Annotated in this window: 10 protein-coding genes and 2 tRNA genes; 4 read left to right on the top strand and 8 right to left on the bottom strand. The window is 67.2% G+C overall.

The window, feature by feature from the left end:
- The first annotated feature begins 458 nt into the window (after positions 1 to 458).
- Positions 459 to 1,097, top strand: a complete 639-nt coding sequence (gene trhA, locus VIR15_RS13475; RefSeq protein WP_331928456.1) for a PAQR family membrane homeostasis protein TrhA — start codon at positions 459 to 461, stop codon at positions 1,095 to 1,097.
- Positions 1,098 to 1,385: 288 nt separating this feature from the next.
- Here trhA and VIR15_RS13470 read toward each other — a convergent pair whose 3' ends face one another.
- Positions 1,386 to 1,682, bottom strand: coding sequence for a helix-turn-helix transcriptional regulator (locus VIR15_RS13470; RefSeq protein ID WP_331928454.1), 297 nt, complete (start codon positions 1,680 to 1,682; stop codon positions 1,386 to 1,388).
- A gap of 127 nt (positions 1,683 to 1,809) precedes the next feature.
- Between VIR15_RS13470 and VIR15_RS13465 the strand changes: the two genes are divergently transcribed.
- Positions 1,810 to 2,127 carry a hypothetical protein gene (locus tag VIR15_RS13465; protein ID WP_331928452.1) on the top strand — a complete coding sequence of 106 codons (318 nt, stop codon included), beginning with the start codon at positions 1,810 to 1,812 and terminating at the stop codon, positions 2,125 to 2,127.
- A gap of 508 nt (positions 2,128 to 2,635) precedes the next feature.
- Here VIR15_RS13465 and VIR15_RS13460 read toward each other — a convergent pair.
- The 6 genes from VIR15_RS13460 to gyrB all read right to left on the bottom strand — a co-directional run bounded on the left by VIR15_RS13460 (position 2,636) and on the right by gyrB (position 8,848).
- Positions 2,636 to 2,711: transfer RNA gene (locus VIR15_RS13460), tRNA-Ala, on the bottom strand.
- A 30-nt stretch (positions 2,712 to 2,741) separates the two neighbouring features.
- The gene (locus VIR15_RS13455; RefSeq protein ID WP_331928450.1) at positions 2,742 to 2,957 is read right to left on the bottom strand and encodes a DLW-39 family protein; all 216 of its coding nucleotides are present in this window, start codon (positions 2,955 to 2,957) and stop codon (positions 2,742 to 2,744) included.
- Positions 2,958 to 2,985: 28 nt separating this feature from the next.
- Positions 2,986 to 3,062 (bottom strand) — tRNA-Ile (locus VIR15_RS13450).
- A 156-nt stretch (positions 3,063 to 3,218) separates the two neighbouring features.
- Positions 3,219 to 3,911, bottom strand: a complete 693-nt coding sequence (locus VIR15_RS13445; RefSeq protein ID WP_331928448.1) for a DUF3566 domain-containing protein — start codon at positions 3,909 to 3,911, stop codon at positions 3,219 to 3,221.
- Entirely contained in the window at positions 3,908 to 6,598 is a 2,691-nt protein-coding gene (gene gyrA / locus VIR15_RS13440; RefSeq protein ID WP_414654962.1) for a DNA gyrase subunit A, read from the bottom strand. The genes VIR15_RS13445 and gyrA overlap by 4 nt, the downstream gene beginning before the upstream one ends.
- Positions 6,599 to 6,772: 174 nt before the next feature.
- Positions 6,773 to 8,848, bottom strand: a complete 2,076-nt coding sequence (gene gyrB / locus VIR15_RS13435; protein ID WP_331928458.1) for a DNA topoisomerase (ATP-hydrolyzing) subunit B — start codon at positions 8,846 to 8,848, stop codon at positions 6,773 to 6,775.
- Positions 8,849 to 9,271: 423 nt separating this feature from the next.
- On the opposite strand from gyrB, the gene VIR15_RS13430 reads away from it, so the two are divergent.
- Entirely contained in the window at positions 9,272 to 9,781 is a 510-nt protein-coding gene (locus tag VIR15_RS13430) for a SigE family RNA polymerase sigma factor (protein WP_331928446.1), read from the top strand.
- Positions 9,778 to 11,085 (top strand): hypothetical protein, encoded by a 1,308-nt coding sequence (locus VIR15_RS13425; protein WP_331928444.1) that lies wholly within the window; start codon positions 9,778 to 9,780, stop codon positions 11,083 to 11,085. Before VIR15_RS13430 ends, VIR15_RS13425 begins: the two co-directional genes overlap by 4 nt.
- A gap of 63 nt (positions 11,086 to 11,148) precedes the next feature.
- Here VIR15_RS13425 and VIR15_RS13420 read toward each other — a convergent pair.
- On the bottom strand, positions 11,149 to 12,497 hold a 1,349-nt coding region (locus tag VIR15_RS13420; protein ID WP_331928442.1), incomplete at its 5' end, for a protealysin inhibitor emfourin.

Below are 12,497 nucleotides of genomic sequence, written 5' to 3'. Positions count from 1 at the left end.
CCCTGCTGGTCGTCGGTCTCTGCACAGCGGCAATCGAGGTGGTGAGCGGCGTGTGGGGTTTGTGTCCACGAGGGGCGGACGACCCTTGATGGCCGCGTGCTACCACGAGGGGTTCGCCATGCCGCAGACAGCTCGCCTCGCCCGGCTCATAAGCGCCGCAGCGTGCCCACGTAGACCGGATTCGGTTGTGCCGCAGTCACCTCCACGACGGTGGAGCTGAACGGGGGCCGTGGGCGGCGATCTCAGGATCCCAGGCTGTCCGCTGTCGACACGGCGTTCGGCCGTCGCGGGACCGCTGCAGCGATCGCGGTCTGGGCAGTGCTCGATCGGCGAGGATCGGTAAACTCCGCGATGTTCAGCACCTCCAGTGCGTCCTGGCCTGACGGTTGAGTGCGCGAACATCGCGGGAAAGCGGCTCTGTGGAAACACCACCAAGAAGCAGGGACGGCAGCATCCATGTGACCGATGAGCGATTCAACACCGTGTCCCACCTGTTCGGCGCCTGTTTCGCCCTCGTGGGCGCTGGCCTGCTCATCTCGCAGGCGGCCGCGCAGCGCGAGCCGTGGAAGATCGTCGGGGGGAGCATCTACGGCGTCTCCCTCGTGTCGCTGTTCGTGTTCAGCGCCCTTCACCACGGCCTCGACAGGAGCCCGCGGGTCAACGAGGTGCTGCGCACCCTCGACTACGACTCGGTCTTCTTCTTGATCGCAGGCACGGTGACGCCGCTCGTGCTGGTGCTCTTCCGCACCACGTATGGCTGGACGGTGTTCGGCGCGGTGTGGGCCATCGCGGTGCTGGGGATCGTGTTCCGCTCGGTGTGGCGGCAGGTGCCGAAGTACGTGACGAACACCCTCTACATCGCCTTGGGATGGCTAACGGTCCTGCTGGTCGGCGCCGACGTCTCGCTGCCACTGGGGGCCTTGGTGCTGATGGGAGCGGGAGGGCTGGTCTACAGCGCGGGCTTCGTGATCTTCGTCATCGAGAGGCCGAATCCGTGGCCCGGCGTGTTTGGTTTCCACGAGCTCTGGCACCTGCTGGTGGTCGTGGCAGCGCTCCTGCATTACCTGCTCATGTACTTCTACGTGCTGCCGGCGTAGCCCTGCTGACCGGCGGCGGCGGCGCAACCTGAGCGACACCCGCACGAGTTCTGGGGCAGGGCCACCCAACCCAGACGCGAGACCGGGGCATGACCAGAAGGGCACGGCCGAGCACGACCTCGCGGGTCGTCCCAATCGAACGTCACGATCTGCCGCGATTGGCCTGCTGGCCAAGCAGATTCGGTCCGGATGAGCATCGTGGGTGGGCACATCCGGTTGTATTGAGACTGGGATGCTCCTGCCTCGGCCGCTCCTGGGTTGCGCTGCCGTCGCAGCCGGCCGGGGAGCCTAGGCGTGATCGCGGCTGCCTGCTTCGGTCTGGGCGAGGAGATTGAGCAGCTGGCCGACCGTTCGCTGACGGAGGAGGGCCTCGGGCAGGGGCCGATCGCCTTGAATCCGGTATCGGTTGCGTCGGCCGTCCTTGTCCTTGAGCACGTAGCCCGCTTCCACCAGATCGGTGACGATGCCGAATGCGGCGCGCTCGGTGATGCCGAGGGTGGCGGCAATCTCGCGTAGGCGCACGCCTGGGTCGCGGGCGATGCACAGCAGCGCCTGAGCGTGGTTGGTCAGGAAACCCCAAGGCATGACTCATGACAATACCTGAACATTCGATCTAGGAATCAATTTGCTAGTTTTGTGGATCTAACGTACTGTCAGTAATGGAACCGGCCTCCGGACCACGCGGGCCGCTTCACCACCAGGAAGGCACATCATGCGCTGCACACGCATCGCGCTCTACGACATCAAGTCCGGCTCCTTCGACGAGGTCATCAGCCAGGCGAAGGCCGGGATGTTGCCGCTGTTCCAGAAGAGCAACGGCTTCGTGTCCTACGGGGTTGCCCAGATCGACAAGGCGTCTTTCGTCTCGCTCAGCACGTGGGAAACCCACGAGCAGGCCAACGCGGCCACCGCCAAGGCAGCTGACTGGGTCAAGACCAACAGTCGAGACCGCTTCTCGCTCCGCGAGAACTACCTCGGCGACCTTGCCATCGACGTCGGCTCTGCCAAGCCGGTCGAGCTCGCCCACTGATCCGCCCTGTCGTATCGAGCCCCGCCGCAACCACGGCGGGGTTTGCTGCATCTCGCCCTGGCGCCCTGGGAATCCAATGCCTGGTCAGCTGATCGGAGCCGTCGTGGTGGATCGCGAAGGGAAGGCGCCGCACGTCAATGGCGAAATCCTTGTATGAGCTGCTGCCCGGCCTCCGAGTCGGCGGCGTAGAACTCTAACGGGATGCTGTTCCGGGTCAGCAAGTCACGCAGCTCGTGGCTGCGCGGGGCCCACTCCTCGCCGACGATCCGATCCACCACATGACTCGGCCGATGCGCGATCGTCCAGCTCGGTGAACGGAAACTGGTGTGGTGCCGATCCATAGCCACCAGCAGCACGCGCCAGCAACCCAGTCACAGGTCTCGTCGACTGCCAGCGAGAGGCGTTGAAGCGGCTCTGGGAGGGATTCGGATGACCACCGTTGCAGTACTTTTCTGGGTACGGGCGTGAATAAGGCCCTCTCCCAGAACGGGAAAGGGCCTCTGACCTGTGGTGGAGCCAAGGGGACTCGAACCCCTAACCCCCTGCTTGCAAAGCAGGTGCGCTACCAATTGCGCCATGGCCCCGTGTGGGGCACGAGGGCCCGCTGGGGGTTGTCAGGACGTTGCCGCCGGCGTGTCCTGGTCAGCGGCCGGAGCCGGAGCGGGAGCAGGTGCCGCGGGCGCGGGAGCCGGTGTGGCGGGACCCTCGGCCTGGACGTCGTCGGTGGCCTGGTTCCACAGGTCCTGCTCGGCCTGCTGCTGGCGGACCTTGCTGCGGATGAACACGATCCCACCGACGGCTGCGGCGACGAGGGCAAGACGCTTGAGCATGCTGTGTTCCTCTCGTGACGGCTGGTGATGGTGGGCCTAGGAGGACTTGAACCTCCGACCTCTTCCTTATCAGGGAAGCGCTCTAACCGTCTGAGCTATAGGCCCATCGTCACCCTCTTGCAGACAGGGTCGCACGCGGAGTCCGAATCCCTGACGCGAGGGCAAACGTTACCGGATGCGTCGCGGGACCACCAAAACGGCCAAACACATGCCGTATGCCGGTGAGCTTGGACCCGCGCGCACGCCCGGAACCAGCGCGCCTCAGTCGTCCGTGAGGGTCAGCTGGATGCCGCCGACGAGCGCCGAGCAGATGTTGTAGAGGAAGGCCATGACTGTGGCGATGGCCGTCATGAGGATGACGTCGATGACGCCGATGACGATCGACAGGGACACGACACGACCGAAGCCGACGTAGTCGAGGATCGAGAAGTTGTCGGCGCCCCCGGCCGTCTGGAGTGACTGGAGGACGCCCTCGATGTCGGCGAAGACGTTCATCGTCGACAGGATCATCCACAGCACGGCGGTCAGAATGACGCCGGCGATGCCGATCGCAACGGAGAGCAGGAAGCTCATCTTCATGACCGACCACGGGTCGACCCGCGCGACGGCCAGCCGGACCCGGCGCGGGCCCTTCGACTTGCGGTTCCCTTCCTTGGTCCGCGCTGTGGAGGTCTGTGCTGCGGCCGGGCTCACGGCAGGCGTTGACCGTGGGGTGGGGGTGGGCTGGGCGCCCACCGGACGGGTCGGCTGGGTGCGGGAGGTGATCGCCCCTCGCGACAGCGTGGCTTCCCCCGCACCTGAGGGCGAGCCGGAGCCGTAGCCAGAGGACGCGCCGTAGTAGTCACTCGAGTACCCACTCGAGGATGCCGAGGCTCCCGAGCCGGTCGACGTCGAAGCGGGGCCCGAGCCGCCATATCCGCTCGTCCCGTAGCCCTCAGAGCTGGGCGTGCTCATTCGTCACCTCCACTGTCGCCGTCCGACGACTGGCTCGTCGCCTGGTCGCTTTTGTCCGACGGTACGCCATCGGTGCTCGGAACCGTAGTGATCGGCGCCGTCGGTGCGGTGCCCTCGAGGTCGCCGACTTCCTCCAGCTCCTCCTCCGTGACCGACTCCGCGTTGCGTGCCACGGCGACGATGGAGTCGCCCGGGTCGGGCGTCGCGAACTTGACACCCTGGGTGCTGCGGCTCGTGTGGCGGACCTCGTCCACCCTGGAGCGGACGATCTTGCCCTTCTCCATGACGACCATGACCTCGTCGTTCTCCGTCACCGTGAGCGCCCCGACGAGGTCGCCGCCCTTCTCGGAGAGCTTGGCAACCTGGATGCCGGTGCCGCCACGGCCTTGCACGCGGTACTCCGTGATGGCCGTCCGCTTCGCGAGGCCGTTCTCGAAGACGACGAAGACGTCGATGCCCTCGATTCCGCTCGGCACCCTCGACATCGACAGGAGCGTGTCATCGCCCTTGAACTTCATCCCGGTCACACCCGAGGTCGACCGTCCCATCGGCCGCAAGGCGCTGTCGGTTGCCGTGAAGCGGACCGACATGCCCTTGCGCGACACGAGCAGCAGGTCATCCTGAGGTGCCACGAGCCGGGCCCCGACGAGTTCGTCGCCATCCCGGAGGTTGATCGCGATCAGTCCACCCGAGCGGTTCGAGTCGTAGTCGCGCAGCCGCGTCTTCTTCACCAGACCCGCACGCGTCGCGAGCACCAGGTAGTCGGCCGCCTCGTAGTCGTGGATCGCGAGGACCTGCGCGATCTGCTCGCCCGGCTGGAAGGCGAGCAGGTTGGCGACGTGCTGACCCTTGCTGTCGCGGCTGCCCTCCGGCAGCTCGTACGCCTTGGCCCGATAGACACGGCCGAGGTTCGTGAAGAAGAGCAGCCAGTGGTGCGTGGTCGTCGTGAAGAAGTGCTCGACGACATCCTCTCCGCGCAGCTGGGCGCCTTTGACGCCCTTGCCGCCGCGCCGCTGCGACCGGTAGAGATCGGTCCGCGTCCGCTTGGCGTACCCACCTCGCGTGATCGTGACGACGACGTCCTCTTCGGGGATGAGGTCCTCCATCGACATGTCGCCGTCGAAGGGGACGATCTCTGTGCGCCGGTCGTCGCCGTACTTGTCGACGATCGCCTGCAGCTCCTCCGAGACGATCTGGCGCTGGCGCTCGACCGACGCGAGGATCGCGCGGTACTCGTCGATGAGCTGCTGGAGCTCGTCGTGCTGCTGCTGGATCCGCTCCCGCTCCAGGGCGGCGAGGCGGCGCAGCTGCATGTTGAGGATGGCCTGCGCCTGGTCGGCGTCAATGTCGAGCAGCCGGATCAGGCCGTCGCGGGCCTCCTCGACGGTGCGCGACCCACGGATCAGCGCGATGACCTCGTCGAGCATGTCGAGGGCCTTGAGGTAGCCGCGCAACAGGTGGATCTCGGCCTCGGCCTTGCGCAGCCGGAACTCGGTGCGCCGCCTGATGACCTCGATCTGGTGCTCGACCCAGTGGCGGATGAAGCCGTCGAGCGGCAGCGTCCGCGGCACGTCGTCGACGAGCGCGAGCATGTTCGCGCCGAAGTTCGTCTGCAGCTGGGTGTGCTTGTAGAGGTTGTTGAGCACCACCTTGGCAACGGCGTCACGCTTGAGCGTGATGACGATGCGCAGGCCGGTGCGTCCCGACGTCTCATCCGCGATGTCGGCGATGCCGCCGACCTTGCCGTCCTTGACGAGGTCGGCGATCTTGACCGCGAGCTGGTCCGGGTTGACCTGGTAGGGCAGCTCAGTGACGACGAGGCACTGCCGGTTCCTGATCTCCTCGACGTTGACCACGGCTCGCATGATGATCGAGCCACGCCCCGTGCGATAGGCGTCCTCGATGCCGCGGTGGCCCATGATGAGCGAGCCCGTCGGGAAGTCGGGACCCTTGATGATCCCGAGGAGGGCCTCGAGCAGCTCCTCACGTGAGATGTCCGGGTTGCGCAGGTAGTACTGCGCCCCCTCGGCCACCTCCCTCAGGTTGTGCGGCGGGATCTGCGTCGCCATGCCGACCGCGATGCCGGCGGAGCCGTTGACGAGCAGGTTGGGGAAGCGACTCGGCAGGACGGACGGTTGCATCGTCTTGCCGTCGTAGTTCGGGACGAAGTCGACGGTGTCCTGCTCGATGTCCCGCACCATCTCCATGGCAATCTGGGCCATCCGGCACTCGGTGTACCGCGCCGCGGCCGCACCGTCGTTGCCGCGCGACCCGAAGTTGCCCTGGCCGTCGACGAGCGGGTAGCGCATCGACCAGTCCTGCACGAGCCGGACGAGCGCGTCGTAGATCGCCGAGTCACCGTGCGGGTGGTAGTGACCCATGACGTCGCCGACGACACGCGCGCACTTGTTGTAACCGCGGTCGGGCCGGTAGCCGCCGTCGTACATCGCGTAGACGATGCGCCGGTGCACCGGCTTGAGCCCGTCGCGGACGTCGGGCAGCGCACGGGACACGATGACCGACATGGCGTACTCGATGTACGAGCGCTGCATCTCGGTGTTGAGGTCGATCGGCTCGACTCGGTCGTGCTGGCCGGGCTCACGCGCGACGGGCGCCGTGCCCTGTTCGTGGCTGAAGTCCTCCTCAGGCGGTTCGTTGCCGTCGATGGGGGGCAGATCGTCACTCACGTCAGTTCCCTTGTCGTTACGTCAGTTTCAAGAGTTTGGGCCGTATGCCGCTGAGCTCGCTCCTCGTGCAACGTGCACTCCCAGCCGCGGGCTTTCCAATCGAGTGAACAACTTCTGCTTTGTTCCACACGGCAACCTTCGTGCGAAAAGAGCCGAAGTTGTTCACTCGATTGGCTAGATGTCGAGGAAGTTCACGTCCCGGGCATTCTTCTGGATGAAGGTCCGTCGGGACTCGACGTCCTCGCCCATGAGCACCGCGAAGACCTCGTCCGCCTTGGCCGCGTCGTCGAGGGTCACCTGGAGGAGAGTCCGGGTCTCCGGGTCCATCGTCGTCTCCCCGAGCTCGCCGTAGTTCATCTCGCCAAGGCCCTTGTAACGCTGGATCGGGTTGTCCTTCGGCAGCCGCCAACCATTGCCCTCACCGAGCTCCCTGAGGCCGTCGCGCTCGCGGTCCGAGTAGGCGAACTGGTGGGGCGCGTTGCTCCAGCGGAGCCGGAAGAGCGGTGGCTGAGCGAGGTAGACGTAGCCGGCCTCGATGAGCGGGCGCATGAACCGGAACAGCAGCGTCAGCAGCAGCGTGCGGATGTGCATGCCGTCGACGTCGGCGTCGGCCATCAGGATGATCTTGTGGTATCGGGCCTTGCTGAGGTCGAAGTCCTCGCCGATTCCCGTGCCGAACGCCGAGATGAGGGCCTGGACCTCCTGGTTCGCGAGGATCTTGTCGATCCGGGCCTTCTCGACGTTGAGGATCTTGCCGCGGATCGGCAGGATCGCCTGGGTGTAGGGGTTACGTGCCTGGGTCGCCGAGCCGCCGGCCGAGTCGCCCTCGACGATGAACACCTCGGAGATGCTCGGGTCCTTGCTCTGGCAGTCCTTGAGCTTGCCGGGTAGGCCGCCGGACTCGAGCAGGCCCTTGCGCCTGGTCGCCTCGCGAGCCTTCCGGGCGGCCATGCGCGCGGCCGCGGCCTGGATGGACTTGCGGACGATGTCCTTGCCCTCGTTCGGGTGGGTCTCCAGCCAGTGTCCGAACTCGTCGGTCATGGCGCGCTGGACGAAGCCCTTGACCTCGGAGTTGCCGAGCTTGGTCTTGGTCTGCCCCTCGAACTGCGGCTCGCCGAGCTTGACCGAGATCACTGCAGTGAGGCCCTCGCGGACGTCGTCACCGGTGAGGTTCTCGTCCTTGTCCTTGAGCAGGTTCTGCTTGCGGGCGAACTCGTTGATGAGCTTCGTCATCGCGGCGCGGAACCCCTCCTCGTGGGTGCCGCCCTCGTGCGTGTTGATCGTGTTGGCGTAGGTGTGCACCGACTCGCTGTAGGCGCTGGTCCACTGCATCGCCAGCTCGAGCGACATCGCCCGGGCCTTGTCCTCGACCTCGATCGAGATGACCTCGGGGTGCACCGGCTCGCTCCGCTTGGAGGAGTTGAGGTGGTGGACGTAGTCGATGAGGCCCCCGTCGTAGCGGTAGGTCACCTTCTTGGCCTTGAGCGTCTTCTTCTCGGCCTCGGGAACGTCGTGCCCGTTGTCGCCCTCCTCGACGACGTCGGTGATGTCGTCGGAGGCCCCGTCGAGGTCGACCGCGTCGTCCTCGGTCTGGTCGATGCGCTCGTCGACGAGGTTGATGGTCAGGCCCTTGTTGAGGAAGGCGTACTGCTGGAACCGGGCCCGCAGCGTCTCGAAGTCGAAGTGGACCGACTCGAAGATGTCGGGGTTGGGCCAGAAGGTGATCGTCGTGCCGGTCTCGTCGGTCGCCTCCTCCTGGCGGAGGGGGCCGTCGGCCACACCCATGGTGAAGCTCATCCGGTGGACGTAACCCTTCTGCCGCACCCCGACCTTGAGGGTCTTCGAGAGCGCGTTGACGACGGAGGACCCGACGCCGTGCAGGCCACCGGAGACCTTGTAGCCGCCGCCACCGAACTTTCCTCCGGCGTGCAGCTGGGTCAGGACGAGCTCGACCGCGCTGATCTTCTCCACCGGGTGGATGTCGGTCGGGATGCCTCGGCCGTTGTCCTTGACCCGGACCCCGCCGTCGGCCAGCAGCGTGACGTCAATCGTGTCGGCGTAACCGGCGAGCGCCTCGTCGACGGAGTTGTCGACGATCTCGTAGACGAGGTGGTGCAGGCCCCGCTCACCGGTCGAGCCGATGTACATGCCGGGACGTTTGCGCACGGCCTCGAGGCCCTCGAGCACGGTGATCGCGCTGGCGTCATAGTCGACTCCGTTGGGACGATTGTCGACGAGTGGGTGGTTGATGCTCTCGGCTGTCGTCGTCTCCGCGGCGTCTGACACGTCTCTCCTCGTAGAACCTCATGCGGGCGGCTCGACGTCGACGCCGAGCCGCTACCCCATTATTCTAACGGTCCGCGGGAGCGCAAAATGCCCCTCAGCGGCCCGGGATGGGCATTTTGCCGCCCGAAGACCCCGGATTCCGGGGGGAGGATCACGACCGGCCCCCTCAGCGGCCCAGTGGCGCTCCCCCGAACCTCGCAACACACCCGGTTATCGAGTGCTCGCCCCTGTTGCAGCAGGGGTGGGCAGACGATAGCCGGGTGTGTTGCGGGCATGGGGAGAAACCCGGCGACATCTGCTGGGCTGCGTGACAACCTGTGGACCACCTCGCGGGGTTGAAGGGGTGTGATCTCCACAACCGTGGCGCGCGTGGACAGGGGAGCGCTCATGGACGACTCGGCTCGAACGGCCGACTTCACGGACTACGTCAAGGCCCGCGAGCAGACCTTGGCGCGCCTCGCCTATCTCCTGACCGGGGACCGGGACGCGGCCGAGGACCTCCTCCAGAACGCGCTCGCGAAGTGCTACCGCAACTGGGAGCGCGTGCGAGGGGTGGAGCAGCCGGATGCCTACGTGCGCCGGATCATGGTCAACGAACGCAACAGCCGCTGGCGTCGCATCGTGCGCCGCAAGGAGTCGGCCGGCAGCCACGTCCTCGAGGTGCACGACCCCCCGGCACCACCCGCGGCGGTCGACCCGGCCGAGTCGCTCGACCTGTGGCGGCACGTGCAGGCCCTGCCGCGGCAGCAGCGAGCGGTGCTCGTCCTGCGTTACTACGAGGACCTGACCGAGGCACAGACCGCCGAGATCCTCGGCTGCTCGCTCGGAACCGTCAAGAGCCATACCAGCCGCGCTCTGGCGGCAATGCGCCTGAGGATGAGCGGGGCCCCAGCATGAACAGCCCGGACCACAGGCTCAAGGACCTGTTCGACGAACGCGGCCAGGGCGTGAACGTCACCGGGGACCTCGCGGAGCGTGCCATCGCCCGCGACCTGGCCAACCGCCGCCGGCAGCTGACGACCGCCGTCGCAGCCGGAGCGCTGGCCGTTGCCGTCGCCGTGCCGATCGGGTGGAATCTCATCGGATCGAACCGCGCCGGACAGGTGCCCGCGAATCCCAGTCCTACGCTGGTTTCCACGGTGCCCGTTCCGACCCCGTCGCTGACCACCGGCTCACCCAAGCCGCAGACGACTCCGACGATCACGGCAAGAGGCGCCGACAGCTCGGTCGTCGTCGATCCGTCCGGTGGCCCGGTGACGGGAACCAGCCCGATCGCCTATCTCGTCGATGGTGAGTTCCGTGACGGCAGCCGGACGGTTCGCCTGCCTGACGTGGGTACGGCGACGTTCGTTGCGCACGTTGGCGACGGCGGCATCCTCGTGGGGGGCCAGGTCGACTTCCAATCGGTGCTCTTCGTGTTCGACGCCGACGGCACCGAGATCACCCGTCTCCCCACGGTCTCCAGGGCGGTCGTCTCGGACGATGGCAGCCACTTCCTCGCCTCGAACCAGGCCGGAGACCTGGGCTACTACGACGCCACCGGCAAGCAGCTCAACCGTCTGTCAGCCGAGAGCTGCGACTGCGCGGTCGACGGCTCGCCCGGCGGCTACGAGGCTGTGGGCCTCATCGGAACGACGGCCTATGCAGCCGAGCGGAACAACCAGTTCGCCTCGGTGAAGTGGGACGTCACGGACACCACGACGACCGACATCGACGCGAGGATCGCGGCCGTCAACGCGGCGCGCCAGATCGCGTTGGTGACACCGTCGGGACTCAAGCAGTCGGAGCAGCAGTGCCAGGAACTCTGGGACCTGCGGACGTTGCGACCGATGTGGCGCCTGTGCCACCCGCTCCGCATCACGACCTTCTCGGGAGACGGCTCATACCTGCTGGCCCACGGACAGGTCGACGGGCTGGGCGACCAGTGGGTCAAGCCGGACGGCACGTTCTTCTACGAACCCGTCGTCCTGATTCGGACAGACGACGCGGAGGTAGTGCTCCAGGTCGCGTCCGGCCAGTCGTTCGCGATGGACGGAACGAGTGGCAAGGTCACCGTGCAGCACGCCGTCGGCCAGGGCAAATCGGCGCTGTCCACCTGCACGCTCGAAGGATCGTGCGAGGTCGTCGCACCGGCCGTCTCGCCGAATCCAGGGCCGTACGACCCCGCTGACCACCCGCCGTACGTCCTGTCCGACAACTGAGCCACCCGCTGAGCCCGCCGGCGGCACCCGGCGAGCTCAGCGGCATACGGAATGATCTGGGTTTCAGCCGTCGGAGAGGGTGCGCTCGAAGAGTTGGTGGATCGCCTCGGGCAGGTGCGGCTCGGGCACGGTGACGTCGACCTCGACCTGCGCGCACACCACGTCGTAGCAGAACGCATCGGGGTGGTCACCGCTGGGGATCGCGGCGATCTGTTGGAGCGTGGGCGCGGCGAGGAGGTGCTGCCAGTCGCGCGCATCGCGCTCGGGCAGGTCACCGATCGCGACCCGCCGCTCGCGGACCAGCCCCGCGAAACCACCGGTGCGACGGACGAGCAGCTCCGCGTCCACGCCCGGTACCTCGCCATGTGCCGGGCCGCTGGGCGGGCCCGCGGCGTCCTCCTGAGCCGGCGTGGGCTCCTCGCCTGACACAGCCACCCCGACCTCGTCCCAGGCGGAGCGAACGGCGGAATGCTGGACGGAGCCGAAACCGTGCCGGTCCGCGGCCGCCGCGATGGTCAGCCCCGCGAACGTGGCAAAGTCGCAGTCCGCGCGGATCCCGTCGCCCGTGAGCGTCGCGTACCAGATCGCGCCGGCGTCCTCCCAGGCATGACCGCCGATGGCGAGCGCCGCGAGGACGAACGCGCGGTTGGGGATGCCCGAGTTGATGTGCACGCCGCCGGAGTCACTGTCCGTCACGACGTAGTCGTCCATGTTCGCGGGCTGCGGATCCTTGCCGAGATTGGGGTCGTCGTAGGCCGTGCCGGGGTTGTGCATGTCGCGCAGCGCCCGCCCGTGGACGCCGGGCAGGAGCAGCTCCGCGCCGACCAACCAGTCCGCCTCTGCCGCGGTCTGGCCCAGGGCGTACTGCTTGACGAGCACCCCGAAGACGTCCGAGATCGACTCGTTGAGCGCGCCCGGCTGGCCTTGGTAGAGCAGCCCCGCGGTGTGCTCGGTGACCCCGTGCGCTAGCTCGTGGCCGATGACGTCGAGGGACCTGGTGAACCGGTCGAAGACGACCCCGTCGCCGTCGCCGAAGACCATCTGCCGCCCGTCCCAGAACGCGTTGTCGTACCGGTCGCCGTAGTGGACGGTCGCCGGGAGCGGCATCCCCTTGCCGTCCAAGGAGTCTCTGTCGTATGCCGCTGACCACAGCTCCCAGGTCGCCCCGAGTCCGTCGTAGGCCTCGTCCACCGCGGGATCACCCGTGGCCGGGTCGCCCTCGGCCCGAACCGTCTCACCCGGGGTGGTGCGCCTGCCCTTCGCATCGCCGATGGTCCGTTTCGGGCCGGCTGGGGCCGGCGGGCCCGGCTCCGTGGGCCCGGGCTCGGTCGGCGGTGCGGGTGCTGGCGGGGTCGGGACGGGTGGGCCGGGCTCGTTGACCTCGCCCCTGGGTGGGGCCAGCCGTCCGCCGG

Origin of the sequence: Intrasporangium sp., assembly GCF_036566125.1 — a bacterium.
GTDB lineage: Bacteria > Actinomycetota > Actinomycetes > Actinomycetales > Dermatophilaceae > Intrasporangium.
This window is presented reverse-complemented; position numbering and strand designations above follow the sequence as displayed.

Bases quoted from the DNA above. Each gene is read 5' to 3' on its own strand.
- VIR15_RS13430 (WP_331928446.1), top strand. From the start codon at position 9,272: ATGGACGACTCGGCTCGAACGGCCGACTTCACGGACTACGTCAAGGCC.
- VIR15_RS13445 (WP_331928448.1), bottom strand. From the start codon at position 3,911: ATGAGCACGCCCAGCTCTGAGGGCTACGGGACGAGCGGATATGGCGGC.
- VIR15_RS13425 (WP_331928444.1), top strand. From the start codon at position 9,778: ATGAACAGCCCGGACCACAGGCTCAAGGACCTGTTCGACGAACGCGGC.
- VIR15_RS13455 (WP_331928450.1), bottom strand. From the start codon at position 2,957: ATGCTCAAGCGTCTTGCCCTCGTCGCCGCAGCCGTCGGTGGGATCGTG.
- VIR15_RS13465 (WP_331928452.1), top strand. From the start codon at position 1,810: ATGCGCTGCACACGCATCGCGCTCTACGACATCAAGTCCGGCTCCTTC.
- VIR15_RS13470 (WP_331928454.1), bottom strand. From the start codon at position 1,682: ATGCCTTGGGGTTTCCTGACCAACCACGCTCAGGCGCTGCTGTGCATC.